This is a genomic window from Streptomyces sp. NPDC046909, assembly GCF_040644695.1.
Taxonomy (GTDB): domain Bacteria; phylum Actinomycetota; class Actinomycetes; order Streptomycetales; family Streptomycetaceae; genus Streptomyces.
Genome location: NZ_JBEYXC010000002.1, coordinates 855673 through 877220, shown reverse-complemented (window position 1 = coordinate 877220; position 21548 = coordinate 855673). Strand labels below are relative to the sequence as shown.

Annotated in this window: 20 protein-coding genes; 9 read left to right on the top strand and 11 right to left on the bottom strand. The window is 70.7% G+C overall.

The genetic code is table 11. The annotated features are described in order from the left end of the window. Nucleotides 1-7: 7 nt before the first annotated feature. A complete protein-coding gene (gene tkt / locus ABZ928_RS08195; RefSeq protein WP_361515964.1) occupies nt 8-2083 on the bottom strand; it encodes a transketolase in 2076 nt (691 codons plus the stop codon). Between the two features lie 145 nt (nt 2084-2228). Between tkt and ABZ928_RS08190 the strand changes: the two genes are divergently transcribed. Beyond that, the gene (locus ABZ928_RS08190) at nt 2229-3134 is read left to right on the top strand and encodes an AraC family transcriptional regulator (protein WP_361515962.1); all 906 of its coding nucleotides are present in this window, start codon (nt 2229-2231) and stop codon (nt 3132-3134) included. A 27-nt stretch (nt 3135-3161) separates the two neighbouring features. Here the strand turns inward: ABZ928_RS08190 and ABZ928_RS08185 are convergent, their stop codons facing one another. From ABZ928_RS08185 to ABZ928_RS08175, 3 genes are all read right to left on the bottom strand, one after another. Continuing rightward, nucleotides 3162-3536 carry a MerR family transcriptional regulator gene (locus ABZ928_RS08185; RefSeq protein WP_361516166.1) on the bottom strand — a complete coding sequence of 125 codons (375 nt, stop codon included), beginning with the start codon at nt 3534-3536 and terminating at the stop codon, nt 3162-3164. Between the two features lie 43 nt (nt 3537-3579). Next, nucleotides 3580-4629, bottom strand: a complete 1050-nt coding sequence (locus tag ABZ928_RS08180) for an NADP-dependent oxidoreductase (RefSeq protein WP_361515960.1) — start codon at nt 4627-4629, stop codon at nt 3580-3582. A 65-nt stretch (nt 4630-4694) separates the two neighbouring features. Then, on the bottom strand, nt 4695-6080 hold the full coding sequence (locus ABZ928_RS08175; protein ID WP_361515959.1) for a glycoside hydrolase family 16 protein: 1386 nt from the start codon (nt 6078-6080) through the stop codon (nt 4695-4697). 237 nt (nt 6081-6317) lie between these two features. On the opposite strand from ABZ928_RS08175, the gene ABZ928_RS08170 reads away from it, so the two are divergent. Further along, nucleotides 6318-7067 (top strand): helix-turn-helix transcriptional regulator, encoded by a 750-nt coding sequence (locus ABZ928_RS08170; protein WP_361515958.1) that lies wholly within the window; start codon nt 6318-6320, stop codon nt 7065-7067. Between the two features lie 6 nt (nt 7068-7073). Here ABZ928_RS08170 and ABZ928_RS08165 read toward each other — a convergent pair whose 3' ends face one another. Then, nucleotides 7074-8117, bottom strand: coding sequence for an Ig-like domain-containing protein (locus ABZ928_RS08165; RefSeq protein WP_361516164.1), 1044 nt, complete (start codon nt 8115-8117; stop codon nt 7074-7076). Between ABZ928_RS08165 and ABZ928_RS08160 the strand changes: the two genes are divergently transcribed. After that, on the top strand, nt 8047-8391 hold the full coding sequence (locus tag ABZ928_RS08160; RefSeq protein ID WP_361516176.1) for a hypothetical protein: 345 nt from the start codon (nt 8047-8049) through the stop codon (nt 8389-8391). The two genes, ABZ928_RS08165 and ABZ928_RS08160, sit on opposite strands and share 71 nt — an antisense overlap. Before the next feature lie 87 nt (nt 8392-8478). On the opposite strand, the gene ABZ928_RS08155 is transcribed toward ABZ928_RS08160, so the two are convergent. Further along, complete coding sequence (locus ABZ928_RS08155; RefSeq protein WP_361516162.1) at nt 8479-10581, bottom strand: MMPL family transporter; 2103 nt, start codon at nt 10579-10581, stop codon at nt 8479-8481. A 202-nt stretch (nt 10582-10783) separates the two neighbouring features. Here ABZ928_RS08155 and ABZ928_RS08150 point away from each other — a divergent pair, with 202 nt between their 5' ends. Further along, complete coding sequence (locus ABZ928_RS08150) at nt 10784-11194, top strand: VOC family protein (protein ID WP_361515956.1); 411 nt, start codon at nt 10784-10786, stop codon at nt 11192-11194. 34 nt (nt 11195-11228) lie between these two features. Here ABZ928_RS08150 and ABZ928_RS08145 read toward each other — a convergent pair whose 3' ends face one another. Both ABZ928_RS08145 and ABZ928_RS08140 read right to left on the bottom strand, forming a co-directional pair. Then, nucleotides 11229-11897, bottom strand: coding sequence for a response regulator transcription factor (locus ABZ928_RS08145; protein ID WP_361515955.1), 669 nt, complete (start codon nt 11895-11897; stop codon nt 11229-11231). Next, a complete protein-coding gene (locus tag ABZ928_RS08140; RefSeq protein WP_361515953.1) occupies nt 11894-13075 on the bottom strand; it encodes a histidine kinase in 1182 nt (393 codons plus the stop codon). Before ABZ928_RS08140 ends, ABZ928_RS08145 begins: the two co-directional genes overlap by 4 nt. Before the next feature lie 200 nt (nt 13076-13275). Here ABZ928_RS08140 and ABZ928_RS08135 point away from each other — a divergent pair, with 200 nt between their 5' ends. Further along, the gene (locus ABZ928_RS08135; RefSeq protein ID WP_361515952.1) at nt 13276-14547 is read left to right on the top strand and encodes a lipase family protein; all 1272 of its coding nucleotides are present in this window, start codon (nt 13276-13278) and stop codon (nt 14545-14547) included. Between the two features lie 147 nt (nt 14548-14694). On the opposite strand, the gene ABZ928_RS08130 is transcribed toward ABZ928_RS08135, so the two are convergent. The 3 genes from ABZ928_RS08130 to ABZ928_RS08120 form a co-directional block, all read right to left on the bottom strand. Beyond that, nucleotides 14695-15495 carry an IclR family transcriptional regulator gene (locus ABZ928_RS08130; RefSeq protein WP_361515951.1) on the bottom strand — a complete coding sequence of 267 codons (801 nt, stop codon included), beginning with the start codon at nt 15493-15495 and terminating at the stop codon, nt 14695-14697. After that, a complete protein-coding gene (locus ABZ928_RS08125; protein WP_361515949.1) occupies nt 15492-16868 on the bottom strand; it encodes an alpha/beta fold hydrolase in 1377 nt (458 codons plus the stop codon). Before ABZ928_RS08125 ends, ABZ928_RS08130 begins: the two co-directional genes overlap by 4 nt. Nucleotides 16869-16957: 89 nt before the next feature. Further along, nucleotides 16958-17383 carry a MarR family transcriptional regulator gene (locus tag ABZ928_RS08120; RefSeq protein WP_361515948.1) on the bottom strand — a complete coding sequence of 142 codons (426 nt, stop codon included), beginning with the start codon at nt 17381-17383 and terminating at the stop codon, nt 16958-16960. A gap of 227 nt (nt 17384-17610) precedes the next feature. Between ABZ928_RS08120 and ABZ928_RS08115 the strand changes: the two genes are divergently transcribed. The 4 genes from ABZ928_RS08115 to ABZ928_RS08100 are packed head-to-tail and all read left to right on the top strand — an operon-like array spanning nt 17611 to nt 21392. Next, nucleotides 17611-18528: an SDR family oxidoreductase gene (locus ABZ928_RS08115; protein ID WP_361515946.1), complete on the top strand. Its 918-nt coding sequence runs from the start codon at nt 17611-17613 to the stop codon at nt 18526-18528. A gap of 2 nt (nt 18529-18530) precedes the next feature. Next, nucleotides 18531-19415, top strand: a complete 885-nt coding sequence (locus ABZ928_RS08110; protein ID WP_361515944.1) for an amidohydrolase family protein — start codon at nt 18531-18533, stop codon at nt 19413-19415. A 10-nt stretch (nt 19416-19425) separates the two neighbouring features. Beyond that, nucleotides 19426-20928, top strand: a complete 1503-nt coding sequence (menE, locus tag ABZ928_RS08105; RefSeq protein WP_361515943.1) for an o-succinylbenzoate--CoA ligase — start codon at nt 19426-19428, stop codon at nt 20926-20928. Nucleotides 20929-20936: 8 nt separating this feature from the next. After that, nucleotides 20937-21392, top strand: a complete 456-nt coding sequence (locus tag ABZ928_RS08100; protein ID WP_361515941.1) for a MaoC family dehydratase — start codon at nt 20937-20939, stop codon at nt 21390-21392. Nucleotides 21393-21548: the final 156 nt, after the last annotated feature.

Sequence of the window (21548 nt, the reverse complement as noted above, 5' to 3'; positions counted from 1 at the left end):
GATCGGATCAACCGCGCGCGGCGGCGAGGGATTCCCGCGCTGCTGCGGCGACGTTCTCGGCGGTGAAGCCGAACTCGGCGAAGAGGGTCTTGGCATCGGCGGAGGCGCCGAAGTGTTCGAGGGAGACAATGCGTCCTGCGTCACCTGTGAACCGGTACCACGTCAGACCGATCCCGGCTTCGATCGCGACGCGCGCTCGCACGGACGGCGGAAGGACGGCGTCCCGGTACTCCCGCGGCTGCTCCTCGAACCACTCCACCGACGGCATCGACACGACCCGCGTCCCGACCCCCTCGGCCTCAAGCAGCTCCCGCGCGGCGACGGCCAGCTGGACCTCGGAACCGGTGGCGACGAGGACGACGTCGGGAGTCCCGGTGGACGCGTCCTTCAGGACGTAACCGCCCTTGGCGGCATCCTCGTTGGGCGCGTACGTCGGCACGCCCTGACGGGTGAGGGCGAGACCGTGCGGGGCCGGGTTCGTGGTGTGCCGCTTGAGGATCTCGGCCCAGGCGATGGCGGTCTCGTTGGCGTCGGCGGGCCGCACGATGTTCAGGCCCGGGATCGCGCGCAGGGCGGCCAGGTGCTCGACGGGCTGGTGCGTGGGGCCGTCCTCGCCGAGGCCGATGGAGTCGTGCGTCCACACGTACGTCACCGGGAGCTGCATGAGCGCCGACATGCGGACGGCGTTGCGCATGTAGTCGGAGAACACCAGGAAGGTGCCGCCGTAGATCCGCGTGTTGCCGTGCAGCGCGATGCCGTTCATCTCGGCGGCCATCGAGAACTCGCGGATGCCGAAGTGGACCGTACGGCCGTACGGGTCGGCCTCGGGCAGCGGGTTGCCCTTCGGGAGGAAGGAGGAGGTCTTGTCGATCGTCGTGTTGTTGGAGCCGGCGAGGTCGGCGGAGCCGCCCCACAGCTCGGGGAGCACCGCGCCGAGCGACTGGAGGACCTTGCCGGAGGCGGCGCGGGTCGCGACGGACCTGCCCTCCTCGAAGACCGGAAGGGCGTCCTGCCAGCCCTCGGGGAGCTGCCCCGCGACCACGCGGTCGAAGAGCTCGGCGCGCTCGGGCTGGTCGCCCCGCCACTCGTCGAGCTGCTTGTCCCAGGCGGCGTGCGCCTCGGCGCCGCGGTCGAGCGCCGTACGGGCGTGGGCGAGGACGTCGGCGTCGACCTGGAAGGACCGCTCGGGGTCGAAGCCCAGGACCCGCTTGGTGGCTGCGATCTCGTCGGCGCCGAGCGCGGAGCCGTGGGAGGCCTCGGTGTTCTGCGCGTTCGGGGCGGGCCAGGCGATGATCGTGCGCATCGCGATGATGGACGGCCGCTCCGTCTCCGCCTGCGCCGCCTTCAGCGCCGCGTACAGGGCGGGTACGTCGATGTCGCCGCTGTCGGCGGGCTCGACGCGCTGGGTGTGCCAGCCGTAGGCCTCGTAGCGCTTCAGCACGTCCTCGGAGAACGCGGTCGCGGTGTCGCCCTCGATGGAGATGTGGTTGTCGTCGTAGAGGAAGACCAGGTTGCCGAGCTTCTGGTGGCCGGCGAGCGAGGAGGCCTCGGCGGAGACGCCCTCCTCCAGGTCGCCGTCGGAGACGATCGCCCAGATGGTGTGGTCGAAGGGCGACTCGCCCTCGGGGGTCTCCGGGTCGAAGAGGCCGCGCTCGTAGCGGGCGGCCATGGCCATGCCGACGGCGTTGGCGACGCCCTGTCCGAGCGGCCCTGTGGTGGTCTCGACGCCGGCGGTGTGGCCGTACTCGGGGTGCCCGGGCGTCTTGGAGCCCTGGGTGCGGAACGCCTTCAGGTCGTCGAGCTCGACCTCGTACCCGGCGAGGAAGAGCTGGGTGTAGAGGGTGAGCGAGGTGTGGCCGGGGGACAGGACGAACCGGTCACGGCCGGTCCACTCCGGGTCCGCGGGGTCGTGCCGCATCACCTTCTGAAAGATCGTGTACGCGGCGGGGGCCAGGCTCATCGCCGTCCCCGGGTGGCCGTTCCCGACCTTCTGCACGGCATCCGCCGCCAGCAGGCGGGCGGTGTCGACGGCACGCCGGTCGAGTTCGGTCCATTCGAAGCTGTCCGGTGTCTGCGTGCTCATCTTCAAGAAATCCTCGGTTCGAGCGGGGAGCTGCTCTGACGCGTTCAAAAGTAAAAGTCTGACTTTTACGAGGGAAGGTCGGGGTGTGTCAGCCTGTGGTGAAAGTGGGACACGGACGGCTTGAGCTAGGCGGCACGAGTAGGACATGGCGGACAGACCCATCCAAGGCGGAGACGGCGACGGCGGTGTGAACGGGATCAGAACCTTCCCCTTCCCCATCGAGCTCAGCGTCGGCGGTGTCGGCATGCAGGTCGGCCCGATGGGCCCGCACCGCACCTGGCACGCCGACGCCCCGCTGCACCGCGTCCACCGCATCGACTTCCATGTCGTGATGCTCTTCGACAAGGGCCCCGTCCGCCACATGATCGACTTCGCCGAGTACGAGGCGTACGCCGGCGACGTGCTGTGGATCCGTCCGGGCCAGGTCCACCGCTTCTCGAAGTTCAGCGGGTACCGCGGAACGGTCCTGACCATGCAGCCCGGCTTCCTGCCGCGGGCGACGGTCGAGGCCACGGGCCTGTACCGCTACGACCTGCCGCCGCTGCTCCACCCGGACGCGGCGCAACTGGCCGGCCTCGGGGCGGCGCTCGCGCAGCTGCGCCGCGAGTACAAGGACACGGCGACCCTGCCCCTCAGCCTGCACACGGCCGTGCTCCGCCACTCCCTCACCGCGTTCCTGCTCCGCCTCGCCCATCTCGCGGCGAGTTCGCAGGAGGCGGCGCGGGGGCAGGCGGACACGACGTTCACCCTCTTCCGGGACGCCGTGGAGAAGGACTTCGCCACGAACCACAGCGTCAGCGCCTACGCCGACGCCCTCGGCTACTCCCGCCGGACCCTGGTCCGCGCGGTGCGCGGCGCGACGGGGGAGACCCCCAAGGGCTTCATCGACAAGCGGGTCGTCCTGGAGGCCAAACGGCTCCTCGCCCACACGGATCTGCCGATCGGGCGGGTGGGCGCGGCCGTGGGGTTCCCGGACGCGGCGAACTTCTCGAAGTTCTTCCAGCTGCACGCGGGGCGGACGCCGGTGGCGTTCCGGGCGGAGCTGCGCTGACCCGGCGGACCGCGGAGCCGCGCCGGCTCAGGAGACCGTCGGGGCGGCCAGCCACGGCATCCGGTGTACGAGGGTGTCCCGCATCCGGGTCAGGGCCTCGACGCGCTCGTTCAGCTCGGCCACCCGCTGGGCGCCGACCTCGTAGTTCGCGGCGCACGAGTCCGAGTACGCGAACACCTCGGGCAGATCGGCGTCCAGGAACCGTACGAACGACTTGACGTTCTCCACGGTGAACCCGGAGGCGAGCAGATCCCGGATGTTGCGCACCCGGGCCTCCGCCCCGGGCCCGTAGACGCGGTAACCGGCCGTGCTGCGGCCGGACTCCAGCAGGCCCTGCTCCTCGTAGTAGCGCAGGGCGCGGGTCGTCGTGCCGGTCCGCGCGGCCAGGTCGCCGATCAGCATCTGAGCCACCTCCGGGTTCTCCCTCTCTCGGCTGTCCTGGGCGTCAACCGCCCAGCCGTACCACGGTCTTCCCGGTGTACGCGCCGCGCACGAGATCGATCAGGGCGCGGGGCGCGTTCCGCAGCCCGTCGATCACCGTCTCGTCGTAGACGAGGGAGCCCTCGCGCAGCCGGTCCCGGAACAGTTCGCCGAACTCGGCCGCCAGGTCCATGTGGTCGCGGACGGTGAAGCCGCGGAGGGTCAGCCGCTTGCCGACGACGGTCAGCAGGTCGCCAGGGCCTTCGTCGGGGCGGCCGGTGCTCTGCCGGGCGAGTGCCCCGCACACGGCGATCCGGCCGTGCGGGTTCATCACCTCGATCGCGGCCCGCAGTTGCTCGCCGCCGACATTGTCGAAGTACACGTCGATGCCGTCGGGGGCGGCCTCGCGCAGCCGGTCCAGGACGGGCCCCTCGTGATGGTCGAAGGCCGCGTCGAAGCCGAGCCGCTCGGTGAGGTACCGGACCTTCTCCGCCGAACCGGCGCTGCCGATCACCCGGGCCGCGCCCATGAGACGGGCGATCTGACCCGCGAGGCCGCCGATGGCGCCGGCCGCGCTGGAGACGAACACCGTGTCGCCGGGCTTGAGTTCGGCCACGCGCAGGAGTCCGGCGTAGGCGACGAGACCGAAGCCGAAGTGCAGGGAGGGGTTCGGATAGGCGGTCCTGTCGACCTTGCGGAAGGCCTCTGCCCCGGCCACGGCGTACTCCCGCCAGCCGAGCCGGTGGGCCACCAAGTCGCCCTCCGCCAGGGACGGTTCGGCGGAGGCGACGACCTCGCCGACGGCGTCCCCGTACAGCACCTCGCCGAGTTCGTAGCGGGGCGCGGGCACGCCGGGGTGCTCCGCCGTCAGCAGCACCATGCCGGGGTCGAGCGACATGTACAGGTTGCGGACCAGCACTTGGCCGGGCGCCGGATCCGGCACCGGGACCTCGGCGAGCCGGAAGTCGTCGGGGGTGGGCAGTCCGCTCGGACGGGACGCGAGGTGGATCTCCAGTCCCGTACGGGAGTTGGAGGAGGGAGCGTATGGACGGAAAGGAGAGGAGGAAGTCGTCATGGCGGCGACGCTAGGCGTTGACCCATACGTCAAGGTCAAGCCGCCCAGCGTCGCCGACTCACGCCTCAGTGCCCGAAGGTGAACCAGTTGACGTTGACGAAGTCCGCCGACTGGCCGCTGCTGAAGGTGAGATAGACGTCGTGCGTGCCGGTGACCGAGCTGATGTTGGCCGGGACGGTCCTCCAGGTCTGCCAGCCGCCGGTGTTGGCGATCGAGAAGCTGCCGATCGGGGTGGCGGTCGCGCTGTCGAGGCGTACCTGGACCAGGCCGCTCACTCCGCTCGCCGCACCGCTCGCCACCCGGGCGTTGAACTGGGTCGCCGCCGTGGAGCCGAAGTTGACGCCCTTGTACAGGGCCCAGTCGCCGTTGGCGAGGTAGCCGATGTCCGAGCCGCCGCCGGTGTCCGTGGTGGTCTCCGTGGTGACGCCGGACTGGCTGTCGTAGGACTCGGCCTGGATGGTGCTGTAGGCGTCACGGCTGCCGGTCGGCGGGGGCGTGGTACCGCTCCCACTTGCCGACAGCACCTGGACGTAGTCGACGGTCATCGGAACGCCGGACTGGGTGCCGGAGTCGAGCCCGCCCCCGTACGCGTCCGGGAAGCCGCCGCCCATCGCCACGTTGAGGATGATGAAGAAGCCGTGGTTGGTGGCGTTGGACCAGGTCGTGGCGTCCACCTGGGAGGCGTTGACCGAGTGGAACTGGGTGCCGTCGACGGAGAAGCGGATGGTCTCCGGGCTCACCGAGCGGTCCCACTCCATGGTGTAGGTGTGGAACGCCGCCTGGCAGGTCGAGCCGGGACACGTCGTGTTGTTGCCGATGCCGGTCGTCTCGTTGCACGGCCCGCCGGGGCTGGTGCCGCAGTGCACCGTGGCCCACACGCGGTTGAGGCCCTGGACGTTCTCCATGATGTCCAACTCGCCGACGCTGGGCCAGTTCTGGTAGTTGCCCCGGTACGGCGCGCCCAGCATCCAGAACGCCGGCCAGTAGCCCTCGGCCGCCGTCCCGGTCACGTTGGGCATCTGGATCCGCGCCTCCACGCGCAGCTTCCCGCCGGACGGGGGCTGGAAGTCGGTCCGGTTGGTCTCGATACGGCCGGACGTCCAGTTCCCCGCCGAGTCGCGGACCGGGGTGATACGGAGATTGCCATTGCCGTCGAGCGAGACATTGGAGGTGCTGTTCGTCATCGTCTCGACCTCGCCGGTACCCCAGTTGGCGGGACCGCCGGGATATGAAGTCCCGGTCGCGTACTGCCAGTTGGAGGTGTTGACGCCGGTTCCGGCGGAGCCGTTGAAGTCGTCCACGAAGACCTGCGTCCAGCCGCTGGGCGGCGTCGGCGCGGAGGCGTTCGCAGGCAGGGTGGCGGCCGACGCGACGGCGGCCGCCAGGCCGAGCGTGGCGAGCACGGCGATGAGGGTCCGGCGGCGTCTGGATGTTCCGGAGGGTGCACTCATGGGGTGTGCCTCTCGGGTACGGAGTGAGGTGCGCGGGTGCCCCGAGAGTCCTTGAGAGCGCTCTCAGGGTGGGGTCAATGTGCTCTCGGCCACTGCGGTCGTCAAGAGGTGTAACCGTGAAAGTACTTGGCGGGCGGGCGAGTTCACCCCATGAAGGCATGAATGTGCCGAGAGGTCGCCGCCCGGGGGCGCCGACAGGCGTACCGTCGGACCGGGTCCCGGAGAAGTGGGGGCGTCATGAGCCGGCACTCCGTCACCGAATGCCATCTGCGGCTGATGCTCGACGTCGTCGACGAGGCACGGCACGACGAATCCGACGAGTTCCCGCCCTACTCCCTCCTCGAAGGGCTGGGGCGCCTGATCTCCTGCGACCTGGTGGAGTTCAGCGAGGTCGACCTCCCCACCCGCCGGGGACTGGGCTACCAAGCGGTGCAGTACGGCGGCCCGTACCCGGAGTGGGACGACGAGGTGTGGTGGCTCTGGAAGCACCAGCACCCGCACTGTGTGGACGTGGAGCGCAGCCACGGGCACCTGGATGTCGGCCAGTTGACGGACTACATGCCGACCCGGGAGTTCCGTGACACCGCGCTGTACACGGACTACATGCGGCCCTTCGTCGCCATGATGGTCGTCGCCCTGCCGACCGCGCCCGGGCGCATCCGCATGTACTCCGTGTCCCGTGATCGCGACCGGCCGTTCAGCGATCGCGACCGGCTGACCCTTCAACTGCTGCGCCCGCACCTTCACGCCGTCTACCACGAGGCGGCCCGGCGGCGGCGCGAGCCCGTGCGGCTCACCCCGCGCGAACTCGACGTGCTGCTGGCCGTGGCCAACGGGCTCGGGACCGAGGGCATCGCGGGGCAGTTCGTGGTCTCACCGAGCACGATCCGCAAGCACCTGGAGAACATCTTCCGCAAGCTCGACGTCTCCAGCCGTACCGCGGCCGTCGCCCGGGTCTTCCCGGAGCCCGAGGCGTCCCCGCCCTGACCGGTCCTACAGCGCGCTGCCCGCCTTCCACTCCGCCCAGGACAGGTTCCAGCCGTTGAGGCCGTTGGCCGGATCGACCGTCTTCTCGCCGGAGTTCTTCACGATGACGACGTCGCCGAGCATCGAGGACTTGTAGAACTTGTAGCCCGCGACCGAGCTGTCGTTCGCGCCCTTCGCGTCGTGCAGGCCGACGCAGCCGTGGCTGGTGTTCTGGCTGCCGAAGACCGAGGTGGACGCCCAGTAGTTGCCGTGGATGAAGGTGCCGGAGGTGGTGAGGCGCTGGGCGTGGGGGACGTCGGAGATGTCGTACTCGTCGCCGAGGCCGACCGTGGAGGACTCCATCCGGGTCTCCTTGAACCGCTCGCTGATCACCATGATCCCGGACCAGGTGGTGTGGTCGGAGTCGCCGCCGGAGACGGGGTAGGTGGCGTAGGTCGCCCCGTCCCGCTTCACGGTCATCTCCTTGGTGGCCAGGTCGACCGTGGTGATCTGCTCGCGGCCGATGTGGAAGGTGACGTCCTTCGACTGGATACCGTATACACCATCCTGTCCTTCGACGTCCTTCAACCGCAGACCGAGGGTGATCGTCGTACCCGCCGCCCAGTACGTCTCCGGCCGGAAGTCGAGCCGGGTGTCGCTGAACCAGTGGCCGACCACCTCGACAGCGGGGTCGGCGGTGACGGTGATCGCCTTCTCGACGGCGGCCTTGTCGGACACGGCGTGCGTGAAGTTGATCGACACGGGCATGCCGACACCGGAGGTCGAACCGGCCTCGGGGGTGAAGTAGCCGACGAAGGTCTCGCCGGGAGACTTGGTGGTGAAGGTCGCGGTCTCGGCGTCACCGCCCTCGGCCTGTGCCGTGACCGTGTACTTCGTGCCCGAGTACGGATTCTCCGTCGACGTCCACGAGGTCTTCGCGTCGTTGTACGTGCCGGCCAGCGTGGAGCCGTCGTTCCCGGTGACCTCGACGGAGGCGAGCGTGCCGTCGGTCACGGTGACCTCGACGGGACTGGTGAACGCGGCCTTCTTCGTACCGTCGGCCGGATTCACCGACACGACCGGCTTCTTCGTCGCCACGGCCTTCGCCGACGCCGACGCCGACGCCGACGACTTCGCCCCCTCCGAGGCATCCGCCGACCCGCTGCACCCGGTGAGCACCGCGGCCGGGACCACGCCCAGCACGGTGAGCACCCCGCGCCGCGACCACCTCTCCGACGACTGGTCGGAACGGTTCGATATGTGCGAGACGCCCACGGCAGGCCTTCCTGGGATATCCACCTTTTCCGGGTGCATCCTGCGCCGCGCAGATTTGCTGATCCTTTGAAACCCCGGGCCGTTTCCTGAGATTCCTGTGAGGACGCGGTCCGAGGGGACCCGGCCCCCGACCGGGTCCCCTCGGCGCCGGGCGCCCTCAGGCGTTCATCGGCACCTGCGGCTCCGGCTCGGCCCCCTCGCTCAGCCCGAACCGGTCGTGCGCCCGCCGCAGCGGCTTCGGCGCCCACCACGCCCGTCGTCCCAGCAGCGCCATCGTCGCCGGGACCAGCAGCATCCGTACGACGGTGGCGTCGATCAGCACCGCGAGGGTGAGCCCCAGTCCGATCTGGAGGATCGGGGAGAAGCCGCCCGTCATGAACGCGCCGAAGACGACGGCGAGCAGCAGCGCGGCGCAGGTGACGACGCGGCCCGAGCGGCGCAGTCCGGTGACCACGGCCTCCTGGTCGTCGCCGGTGCGGCGCCGGGCCTCGCGCATCCGGGCCAGGATGAACAGCTCGTAGTCCATGGCGAGACCGAAGGCGATCGCGATGATCAGCGGCGGGGCCGTGAGGCTGAGCGATCCCAGCCCCTGCGCGCCCAGCAGCCCGGCCAGATGACCGTCCTGGAAGACCCACACCACCACACCGAGCGCGGCCCCCAGACTGAGCAGGGTCGTGGCGATCGTCCGCAGCGGGATCAGCACCGAGCCGGTGAACGCGAACAGCAGGACGAAGATGCCGACGAGGACCGTCACGGCCGCCCAGGGCGCCCGGTCGGCGAGCATCGCGCGGAAGTCGACCAGCCGGGCGGCGGGTCCGGTGACCTGCACCGGCTCGGCGCCCCGCACCTCCCGTACGCGCTTCACCAGGTCCGTGGCCCCGTCGCCGTCCACGCTGCCGGGCGGTGGCAGTTCCACGACGGTGGTGCCGCCGGGCAGGTCCCGCGTCTCGGCGCGAGGACTGAGCGACTGTATGCGATCGACGGTCGACTGTCGTGTGCCCGGCTTCAGGACGACCGTCACCGGCGACACCCCGGTACCCGGCGGGAAGTGGGCGTCGACGGTGTCGTACAACTGGCGGGCCTCGGTGCTCGTCGGCAGCTGCTCGGCGCCGCCCAGGTTGATCCGCATCCCGGCGACCGGCAGCGCCAGCACCAGCAGGGCCGGGACGATCACCGCGAGGACGGCGACCCGGTTGCGGGCGGAGAAGCGGGCCAGCCGGGCGAAGACGCGGCCCTCCTCGCCCTCCGCCCGTACCTTCGCCGGCGGGATCCTCCCGCCGAACCGGGTGAGCAGCGCGGGCAGCAGGGTGAGCGCGGCCAGCATGTCGACGACGACCACGGCGGCCACCGCCAGACCCATGCTGCGCAGGAACACGCTCGGGAAGACCAGCAGCCCGGTCAGGCTGACCGCGACGGTGAGCCCGGAGAACAGCACCGTCCGCCCGGCCGCGGCGACGGTCCGGTGCACGGCCTCGGTGACGTCCTCGGTGCTGCGGCGCTCCTCCCGGAACCGGACCAGCATCAACAGGGCGTAGTCCACGGCCAGTCCGAGCCCCAGCATCGTGGTGACCTGGATCGCGTACACGGAGATGTCCGTGACCCCGCTGAACAGGAACAGCGCCAGGAACGCGCCCGCGATGCCGCTGACCGCGACGACGAGGGGCAGGGCGGCCGAGCGCAGCCCGCCGAAGATGACCAGAAGCAGGGCGAGGACGACCGGCAGGGAGATCAACTCCGCGTTCCTGACGTCCTCCTGGGCCCGCTCGCCGATCTGGAGCCCGAGCAACGGGCCGCCGCTGACGTGGACTTCGGGCGCGTCGATCCTCTCGAAGCGGTCGGAGACGTCGTTCACCGTCCGTTCCTCGGCGTCGTCGTCCAGGCCGCCCTCCAGGGCGACGGGGACGATCAGCGCCCGTCCGTCCTCGGCGAGCAGACCGGGCGTGCCGTACGGATCCGGCACGGCGGCGACCCCGGCGAGGTCCCGGACGTCGGCGACGGCCCGCTCGACCTGGGCCCGAACTCCCGGATCGGACACGGCTGTCGCTTCGACGACGGCCGTGATCGAGTCGCCGTCGGGGTCGACCCGGTCGAGATACTGCGCGGCCGCCTCCGACTCGGTGCCCGGGACCTCGGGCACGTTGTCCGACAGGCGGCCGAACACACCCGTCCCGAGCCCGAAGCCCAGCAGCAGGAAGACCACCCAGAGCGCGATGACGGTGAGCGGACGGCGCGTGGCCGTCCGGGCGAGTGTGGAGAGCACGGTCCCTCCCGGCGAGGCGTCGGTTGACATGCCCCTCAGGCTCGTGCGGGAAGGGGCGGTGCCGGATCGCCGGGGGGAGCGGTTTCGAGGGGTCAGCCGTACGGGGGAGTCGAGGGCGCGGCTCACTCCTCAGAGGGAGGAATCGACGGGACCGGTAACGGAGTTGACCATGGTGAACACCGATGATCCCGAAGGAGCCCGCATGTCCGACACGCCCGCAGTACGTGAACTCCGCCTCGTCGTCACGGCCGACGACTACGACGAGGCCCTGCGCTTCTACCGTGACGTCCTCGGTCTGCCCGAACGCGCCGCGTTCTCCTCGCCGGACGGCCGGGTCACCATCCTGGAGGCAGGCCGGGCCACGCTGGAGATCACCGACCCGAACCACGCCGCCTTCATCGACGAGGTCGAGGTCGGCCGCCGCGTGGCCGGACATGTCCGGGTCGCCTTCGAGGTCGACGACTCCACCGCCGCCACGGCGAGACTCGCCGAGGCCGGCGCCGAGGTGATCGCCGAACCGACCCGCACCCCCTGGAACTCCCTCAACTCCCGGCTGGAGGCCCCGGGCGCCCTGCAGTTGACGCTCTTCACCGAACTCGGCGAGAAGGACTGAGGCCCGCGACGCAGGCGTGATCCGCCGGACAGGCCTATCCGGCCCCCGGGGTCACCAGGCCGGTCTCGTACGCGCAGATCACCGCCTGCACCCGGTCCCGCAGCCCCAACTTGCTCAGCACATTGCTGACATGGGTCTTCACGGTGTGCTCGCTCACGAACAGCGTCGTCGCGATCTCCGCGTTGGACAGTCCGCGGGCGAGCATCCGCAGCGTCTCCACCTCACGGGCCGTCAGGACGTCCAGGCGCTGCGGGGTGACATCGGCGGCGGCCTCCTCGCGGCGGCGCCGCACGATGTCCGCGACCAGCCGCCGCGTCACCGCGGGCGCCAGCAGCGAGTCGCCGGCCGCGACCACCCGCACCGCGTGCACCAGGTCGTCCCGGCGCACGTCCTTCAGCAGGAAGCCGCTCGCGCCCGCGTACAGCGCCTCGTACACGTACTCGTCGAGGTCGAACGTGGTGAGCATGACGACCTTGCACGCGGACTGCGCGCACACCCGCCGGGCCGCCTCCAGCCCGTCCATCACGGGCATCCGGATGTCGAGGAGCAGCACGTCGGGCGCGTGCCGCCGCACCGCGTCGACCGCCTCCGTGCCGTCGCCCGCCTCGGCGACCACCTCGATGTCGGACTGCGCCTCCAGGATCATGCTGAAGCCGCTGCGGACCAGTTCCTGGTCGTCGGCGACGACCACCCGGATGCTCACCCCAGCGCCGCCTGCCGGTCCGCCACCGGAAGCCGTACGACGACCCGGAAGCCGCCGTCCGGACCGCGCCCGGCGCGGGCGTCACCGCCGCAGGCCGCGGCCCGCTCCCGGATCCCGATCAGCCCGTGCCCGCCGCCCGGGGCCGCGGGGCCCCGCCCGTCGTCCGTCACCGTCAGCGTCAACGCCTCCTCCGTCCAGTCGAGTTCGACCGTCGCGGAGGCAGCGTACGCGTGCTTTACCGTGTTGGTGAGGGCCTCCTGGATCACCCGGTAGGCGGCGATGTCGGTGTCCGGGGGCAGCGGACCGGGCTCACCGGTGGTCCTCAACTCGACGCGCAGGCCGGTGGATTCGCCGACCCCGCGCAGCAGGGCGGGCAGCGCCGCGAGACCCGGCTGCGGTGAAGTCCCGTTGCGCTGCTCCTCCTTGAGGACGCCGAGGATTCGCCGCAGCTGCCCCATCGCGTCCCGCCCCGCCGCCGCGATCGCGTCGAAGGCGGCCTCCGCGCGCGCCGGATCGCTGCGCACCACGACCGGACCGGCCTCCGCCTGCACCACCATCAGGCTCACGGCGTGCGCCAGGATGTCGTGCATGTCCCGGGCGATCCGGGCGCGTTCCTGCGCCGTCGCCCGCGCGGTGTCCGCGGCCCGCTCCCGCTCCAACCGCCGTGCCCGGTCCTCCAGTTCGGCGGTGTAGGCGCGCTGCACCCGGGCGAGCACCCCGAAGGCGTACGCGAGCGCCACGCTCAGCAACTGGAAGGCGTACTCGAAGGGTTCGGGCGACTCCTTGTGCGTCATCACGAGCGTGACACCGATCGTCCAGCCCACCAGCATGAAGCGGCGCTGCCAGGGTCTGCCGCCGGCGGCCATCGTGTACAGGACCACCATGCCGCCGTACATCAGGTCGGGCGGCGGCGCGTGATGGATCGCCTGGACCGGGGTGGCCACCGACACCGCGCACGCCGTCGCGAACGGCGCGCGCCGCCGCCACGCCAGGGGCAGCGCCGAGGCCGCGCCGAGCAGCCAGCCCACCAGGGTGAGCCGGTCGCCCCCCTCGTCCGGGAAGATCCACTGGAGCGAGGCGGCGAACAGGACGAGCGCGGCGAGCGCCGAGTCGACGACGTACGGATTCGTCGTACGCAGCCGGGCGGCGACCGGAGTGAACCAGGGCTGAGCGGACATGGGCGGCTCCTCGGGGCAAGGGCCGTACCAGTATCGCGAGGGGTGCGCCGCGCGGGCCTCGCCGGTGAGAGGGATATGCGGGGCTAGTCAGCGGTGCGCAGACCCGGCGTCCACGGTTCGTCCTCCTTTAACTACCAGCGCTTACCTACGCGTCCGTAACCTCACGGCTCCCTCTCACCGCACAGAAGGGACGCTCTGAGGTGAAGTCACGAAAACCCCTGCTCCTGGGCATCGCCGCATTACTGGCCGGCGCGCTGGCCGTCCCGGCCGTCAGCGCCCGGGCCGAGACACCGGCGCCCTGCTCCGCCGCCGACGCCACGATCTACCGGCCGCCCGCACAGCCGTCGGCCCCGGGCACCGTCATCGCCTGCCGCACGGTCGACTCGCTGCCGCTGGTCGGCGACGGCACACCGATGCGCGCGTGGAAGGTCCAGTACGGATCGACCGACGGACACGGGAGGCCGATCGCCGTGGCCGGCACGGTCGTCGTCCCCGACGAACCGTGGACCGGGCCGGGCGAGCGCCCCCTCGTCGCCTTCGCCCCCGGCACACTCGGCATCGGACCGCGGTGCGCCTTCTCCAAACAGCTCGCCGGGGAGTGGGTCGACGCCTACGAGGGCCCGAACATCGCCGCTCTCCTCAAGGCCGGCTACGCGGTCGCCGCGACGGACGGCGTCGGCTACCTCGACGGCCAGGTCCACCCGTACGTCTCCGGCCTCGACGCCGGTCACGCGGTCCTGGACATGGCCCGCGCCGCGTCCGAGGTGCCGGGCGGCGGGGTGAGTCCGGCGGCGAAGGTCGGCCTGTGGGGCTACTCCGAGGGCGGCTCCGGCAGCCTGTGGGCGGCCCAGCTCGCCGCCTCCTACGCACCCGAGCTGAACGTGGCCGGCGTGGCCTCCGGCGGAGTCCCGGGCGACCTCAGGCAGGTCGGCGCCCAGCTCAACGGCGGCGGCTTCGCCGGATTCCTCGTCGACGCGGTCATCGGCCTGTCTGTCACCCACCCCGAGATGCCTTTCGATGAACTCCTCGACGACGAGGGCCGCCAGGCCGTGGCCAAGGCCAAGTCCCTGTGCGCGGTCGGCACGGTGGCCCATTTCATCGGCGCCCGCATCGAGAACTACACCGCCGACCGGCTCTCCCTGGACCGTATCTACGCCCTGCGCGGCCCCGACGGCACCACCTGGGGCGAGATCGTCGACCGCAACCGCCTCGGCGTCGGCATCGGCCGCCCCGGCTCCGGCGCCCGCTACGAGATCGGCTTCCCGGTACTCCAGTACCGCGGCCTCCTCGACGAGGTGATCCCCGCCGAGACCGGCTACGGCACCCGCCGGGCGTACTGCGACGCGGGGATCGCGACACGGTGGAAGTCGTACGCCGGCGACCATCTGCTCGGGGATCCGCAGGCGATCGACGATGTGGTGACGTGGCTGGGGGACCGGTTCGCGGGGCGGGCGATGGCTGCGAGCTGCTGACGGGCGGGCGACGGCATACGGTCGACGGTCGGCCGCGTGTCTACCGTCGACTGTCGACCAGCTCCCTACCGTCGACTGTCGACCAGCTCCCTACTGTCGACTGTCGGCCGGGTGTCTACCGTCGACCGTCGAATGTCGACCGGCTGTCTACCGTCGACTGTCGACCGTCGACCGCCCGCCCACCGTCGACTGCCGCCCGTCGACCGCAGGCTGCCACCCCGCCGCCCGCGATATCCCCCGCGCCGCCACCCGCACCGCCGGTATCAACACCGGTACCTGCGCGTCGACTTGAGGCACCACGATCGACACGGCGGCCACCACCGCACCGCCCGGCCCGCGCACGGGGGCGGCCACCGACAGGGCGTCGTCGGTGACCTGGCGGTCGCTCACCGCCACCCCCGTGCGCCGTACGTCGGCCAGGATCCGGCGCAGCCGGGCCGGGTCGGTGATGGTGTACGGGGTGAAGGAGGCCAACGGGCCCGCGCAGTAACGCTCCTGGAACTCCGGTGACTCGGAGGCGAGGAGCGCGAGGCCGACGCCGGTGGCGTGCAGCGGCCAGCGGGCGCCGACGCGGATGTGGACGCCGACCGAGGAACGCCCCGACAGCCACTCGATGTAGACGACCTCGGCACCGTCCCGCACCGCCAACTGGACGTTCTCGTGCGTGGCTTCGTACAGGTCCTCCAGATACGGCAGCGCGATCTGCCGCAGCGCGAGGCCGCGCGGGGCGAGTGCCGCGAGCTCCCACAGGCGCAGTCCGACGTGGTAGACGCCGGACTCGTCCCGCTCCAGGGCGCCCCACTCGGTGAGGGCGCCCACGAGCCGGTGTGCGGTGGTCAGGGTCAGCCCGGCCCGCCGGCTGATGTCCGTCAGGCTCAGGGCCGGATGCTCGTGGTCGAACGCGGCGAGCACGGACAGCAGTCGGTCGGGCGCGGAGCGGACGGTCATGGCCGGGCGTCTCCCGGGTGGGCGAGGTCGTACGGGCGGGGGTAGGCGGCGGGGCGGTAGCTCACGTAACGCGGCTCGGACGCCGGATCCTCTTGCGCGGCACGGCTGTTGAGGGCCTCCGGTGAGGCGTCCCAGCGGCCCGTGTCCAGGCGGTGCTCCAGGGTGTGCAGGGCGCCGGTCATCTCGCCCGTGGTGAAGGCGCAGTGGCCGGGGCCGTCGACGTAGGCCTGGCGGAGCAGTGGCCCGGAGCCCGCCGTGGTGGCGGCCCGCCGGTAGGCGCTCTCGGCCTGGACGGGGATCAGCGCGTCGCCGGTCGTGTGGATGTTCAGCTGGGGGTCGGTGAGGCGGCCCGAGAGCACGCTGGTCCGCCGCATCCACCGTACGGCCTCGGCGTCGGCGGATATCCGGGGTGCCCGGTTCAGGGCCTTGAGGTCGGTGCGCAAGGACAGCCCCGCTTCCTTGTAGAGCTCCGTCACCTCTTTGTACAGCGGGGAGCGGCCGAGCATCGCCGTGTAGTCGACGCCCGTGTTCCACGACATGTTGCCGCCCGCCCGGCTCTCGGCCTCCTGCCGCCAGCTGAACGCGGGCAGCCCCAGCAGCCCGGAGACCGCCGCGTACTGGTTCGCCTGCTGAGCCGCCCAGTCGGTGGGGCCGGGCTCGGTCTGGGAGGCGTCGTTGTAGCCGGGGATGTTGTGCAGCGCGGCGGCCAGGGCGATACGGGCCCGGCCCGCCGGGGTCTGCTGGGCGTCGGTGACCTTCGCCGAGAGCGCGTTCGCGGCGCCGGCGGCGGCCGACTGGTCGGCGAAACCGGCGAGTTGGATGTCCGCGTCCGGCGCGAGCAGCGTCTTCAGCGCGAACACCGGGTCCAGGGTGCTGTTCCAGTTCGCGACGCCGCCCTGCACCAGACCGCACATCGACAGCGAACCGTCGAAGCGGTCGGCATACCGCTCGGCCAGGGTCGTCGTGACGAAACCGCCGTACGACGTGCCCCAGGCGATGCTCTCCCGCGCCTTGCCGAACTTCGCCGTGAACAGGTCCAGCGTGGCGAGTTGGTCCGGTACGGCGTCGGTGATCGCCCAGCCGTTCGTCGCGTACGAGGAGCCGATGAGCGCGTACCCCTCGGCGAGGAGCTTGGCCAGGACGGCCGAACTCGGCGCGTTCTGGGCGGAGACGGGGGCGCCGGCCGGGCGGTAGCCGTGGCTGTAGAGCAGCACGGTGCCGTTCCAGTCGGCGGGGACGTCCATCAAGTACTTGGCGCCAGAGGGGAGTTGGCCTTCGAGATGGGTGTCTGTCGCGGCGGCTGCCTGGGCGGGGACGGCGGTGGCCGCGCACAGGGTGGCGGTCAGTACGGCGAGAGCGGTGGGGGTTCTCAACACGGGGTCCCTTCCGATGCGGGGGCGGGGGTGCGGGACGCGAGTGAAGTTAGGCAACTCTCACACTGCCGTCAACAACTTGCACAACATTAGTTCAGTCCGTCCTCCGCGATCCGCAGCAGCAGCCCGTGCAGAGCCTCCCGCTCGGCCGCGTCCAGCGGGTCCAGGAGCTCGTTCGTGACGCGCAGGCCCGCCTCGTCGGTGTCGCGCAGGAACGCGCGGCCGTCCTCGGTCAGGACGACGATCCGGCTGCGGCGGTCGTCGGGGGAGGGCCGCCGCTCGGCGAATCCCAGCTTCTCCAGATCGTCGACCAGGCCGACGATTGCGCTCGGGTCGTAGCCGAGCCGATTGCTCAGCTCCCGCTGGAGCGCGCCCTCGGAACCGGCGAGAAAGCGCAGCACCGCGTAGTGGCGCAGTCGCAGCCCCGACTCCTGAAGAAACGTGTTGAACAGCTGACCCGAGCGCAGCCCCAGGCGGTACAGCAGATAGCCCGTGTCGGCGTGCAGCCCGCGCATCCATGGCTCGTCCGCGTCGATCGGGTTCGGATTCGTGACGTGCTGGCGTGTGATGGCGGGCTCCCTGGGTCGGTCTGTGGTGCAGATTCCAGCATGACCTACCCGTAGGTCATGAACAACTATTGACGTCAACAATTATTGCTCTTAGCTTCGATCTCGAAGCCGCACCCTCTGTGGGCAGCCGCACCCCGTGTGAGCAGCCGCACTCCATGTGAAGGGACCCTCCCGTGCCCAGCATCGATCTCTCCGGCAAGGTCGCCGTCGTCACCGGCAGTGGCCGGGGCCTCGGCCTCGCCTACGCGCACGCCCTCGCCGCCCACGGCGCGTCCGTGGTCGTCAACGACGTCGACGAGGCGGTGGCCGAGGCGGCCGTGAAGTCCATCGTCGAGGCGGGCGGCACGGCCGTCGCCGAGGTCGTCCCCGTCGGCACCACCGAGGCCGCCGAGCGGCTCGTGAACCGGGCCGTCGCGGAGTTCGGGCGGATCGACATCCTGGTCACCAACGCGGGCATCCTGCGCGACAAGGTGCTGTGGAAGATGACCGACGACGACTTCGACGCCGTCGTCGCCACCCACCTCAAGGGCACCTTCACCTGCGCCCGCGCCGCCGCGATCCGCATGCGCGAGCAGGGCGAGGGCGGCTCCCTGATCCTCGTCGGCTCCCCGGCCGGCCAGCGCGGCAACTTCGGGCAGACGAACTACGCCGCCGCCAAGGCCGGCATCGCCGCCTTCGCCCGCACCTGGTCCATGGAACTCGGCCGCGCCGGCATCACCGTCAACGCGATCGTGCCGGTCGCCGCCACCGCCATGACCGAGACGATCCCCGCCTTCGCCCCGTACATCGAGGCCATGAAGAACGGCGAGCCGCTCCCCGACTTCCTCCGCAAGGGCGAGGGCTTCGGCACCCCCGAGGACTGCGCGGCCCTCGTCCCCTTCCTCGCCTCCGAGGCTGCGCGGAACATCACAGGTCAGGCCATCGGAATCGGTGGCGACAAGGTGGCACTCTGGTCGCACCCGCAGGAGATCAGGACGGCGTACGCCGACGGCGGCTGGACCCCGGACACCCTCGCCGACGCCTTCCCGACGTCGGTCGGCGCCGAACTCCAGTCCGTCGGCATCCCGGCCCCGAAGCTTCCGGAGGCGTGACCATGGCGAACCTCAACGTCGAGGAACTCGTCGCGATCGACGTCCACACCCATGCGGAGGTCTCCTCCAAGGGCCACTCCTCCCTGGACGACGACCTGCACGACGCGTCCTCCGCCTACTTCAAGGTCGAGGGCAAGCGGAAGCCGACCCTTCAGGAGACGGCCGCCTACTACCGCGAGCGGAAGATGGCCGCCGTGATCTTCACGGTGGACGCGGAATCGGCGACCGGCACCGCGCCCGTCCCGAACGAAGAGGTCGCCGAGGCGGCCGCCGCCAACTCCGATGTCCTCATCCCCTTCGCCTCCATCGACCCCTTCCGCGGCAAGGCCGGGGTCAAGCAGGCCCGCCGCCTGGTCGAGGAGTACGGGGTGAAGGGCTTCAAGTTCCACCCCAGCATCCAGGGGTTCTTCCCCAACGACCGCTCGGTGGCGTACGACCTGTACGAGGTCATTGAGGAGACGGGCACGATCGCGCTGTTCCACACGGGCCAGACGGGCATCGGCGCGGGCGTCCCGGGAGGCGGCGGCATCAGGCTGAAGTACTCCAACCCCCTCCACGTCGACGACGTGGCGGCCGACTTCCCGCACCTCAAGATCATCCTGGCGCACCCGTCCTTCCCCTGGCAGGACGAGGCCCTCGCGGTGGCGACGCACAAGCCGGGCGTCCACATCGACCTCTCCGGCTGGTCCCCGAAGTACTTCCCGCCGCAACTGGTCCAGTACGCGAACACGCTGCTGAAGGACAAGGTCCTCTTCGGCTCCGACTTCCCCGTCCTCACCCCCGACCGCTGGCTCGCCGACTTCGAGAAGCTGTCGATCAAGGACGAGGTCAAGCCGAAGATCCTCAAGGAGAACGCCGCCCGTCTGCTCGGGCTGACGAAGCCGTAAGGGGCCGTACATGCGCAACGAGGGACTGGGGTCCTGGCCCGCACGCCGGGCCCGCAAAACCCCGCACCGCACGGCTCTGGTCCACGGTGAGCAGTCGACGGACTACCGTACATTGCATACACGCACCACGCGCCTGGCCCACGCCCTGCGCGCCCGGGGCGTCCGGCGCGGCGACCGCATCGCCTACCTCGGCCCGAACCACCCCTCCTACCTGGAGACCCTGTTCGCGGCCGGCACCCTCGGCGCGGTCTTCGTCCCCCTCAACACCCGCCTCGCGGGCCCCGAGATCGCCTACCAGCTCTCCGACTCCGGAGCGAAGGCACTCGTCTACGGCCCCTCGCACGCGGGGCTCGTCGCCGGCCTCCCGGGCAGCACCGACGTACGGACGTACGTCGAGGTGGGCGCCGAATACGAGGAGGCGCTGGCGTCGGCCCCGGCCGAGCCGATCGACGAGCCGGTCGCCCCCGACGACACCTGCATCATCATGTACACCTCGGGGACGACCGGCCGCCCCAAGGGCGCCATGCTCACCCACGCCAACCTCACCTGGAACGCGATCAACGTCCTCGTCGACACCGACCTGATCGCCGACGAACGCGCCCTGGTCTCCGCCCCGTTGTTCCACACGGCGGGCCTGAACATGCTCACCCTCCCCGTGCTGCTGAAGGGCGGCACCTGCGTCCTGGTGGAGGCCTTCGACCCGTCCGCCACCCTCGACCTGATCGAACGGCACCGGATCACCTTCATGTTCGGCGTGCCCACGATGTTCGAGCAGGTGGCCCGCCACCCCCGCTGGGCCGGCGCCGACCTTTCCTCCCTGCGGATCCTGACCTGCGGCGGCTCCCCGGTCTCCACGCCGCTGATAGCGGCCTACCAGGAACGCGGCCTCACCTTCCTCCAGGGCTACGGCATGACGGAGGCGAGCCCCGGCACGCTGTTCCTGGACGCGGAGCACGCGACCAGCAAGGCGGGTTCGGCGGGCGTACCGCACTTCTTCAGCGACGTACGCGTCGTACGGCCGGACCTCGGGGCGGCCGACGTCGGCGAGACCGGCGAGGTCCATGTCCGCGGACCCCACGTCATGCCCGGCTACTGGGGGCTGCCCGAGGAGACCGCCGCCGCCTTCGCGGACGGCTGGTTCCGCAGCGGGGACGCGGCGCGGATCGACGAGGACGGTTACGTGTACATCGTCGACCGCATCAAGGACATGATCATCTCCGGTGGGGAGAACGTCTACCCGGCCGAGATCGAGGACCTGCTCCTCTCCCACCCGGACATCGTCGAGTGCGCGGTCATCGGCGTACCGGACGAGAAGTGGGGCGAGGTGCCGCGCGCGGTCGTGGTACTCCGCGAGGGCGCGTCGCTGGACCCCGACGAGGTACTGGCCTCCCTCTCCGGCCGCCTCGCCAAGTACAAGATCCCCAAGTCGGTGGTCATCGCGGACGAGTTGCCGCGCACCGCCTCCGGAAAACTCCTCAAGTCCCGTGTCCGCAACCGGTACGGCAACATTTAAGGAACCCCATGAGCATCACCGTGAACGGCCTCGACGAACTCAAGAAGCTTGCGGGCAGCGACCTCGGCACCAGCGAGTGGATAGAGATCACGCAGGAGCGCATCAACACGTTCGCCGACGCCACGGGCGACCACCAGTGGATCCACGTCGACCCGGAGCGCGCCGCCGAGGGCCCCTTCGGCGCCCCCATCGCCCACGGCTATCTGACCCTCTCCCTCTTCATCCCGCTGTTCACCGAGCTGTTGGACGTCCAAGGCGTCACGACAAAGGTCAACTACGGCCTGAACAAGGTCCGTTTCCCTTCCCCGGTCAAGGTCGGTTCCCGCATCCGCCTCGTCGGGAAGCTGGCCGAGGTCGAGGACGTGGCGGGCGGAGTGCAGATCACCGTCGACGGCACGATCGAGATCGAGGGCGGGGCGAAGCCGGCGGCGGTGTTGCAGAGTCTGTCGCGGTTCTACGCCTGACGGGCGGGCCCCTGTCACCCGAGCGCGCTACTTCTGTCTCAGACACCCCACTGGTGACCTGGGAAAATGAACACACCCTGGCTGAAAAGGCTCCATAGCACCTCAACCAACGGTAGCGTTCTGTCTGAGACACTCCCTTCCCCGAATTTCCGGCGA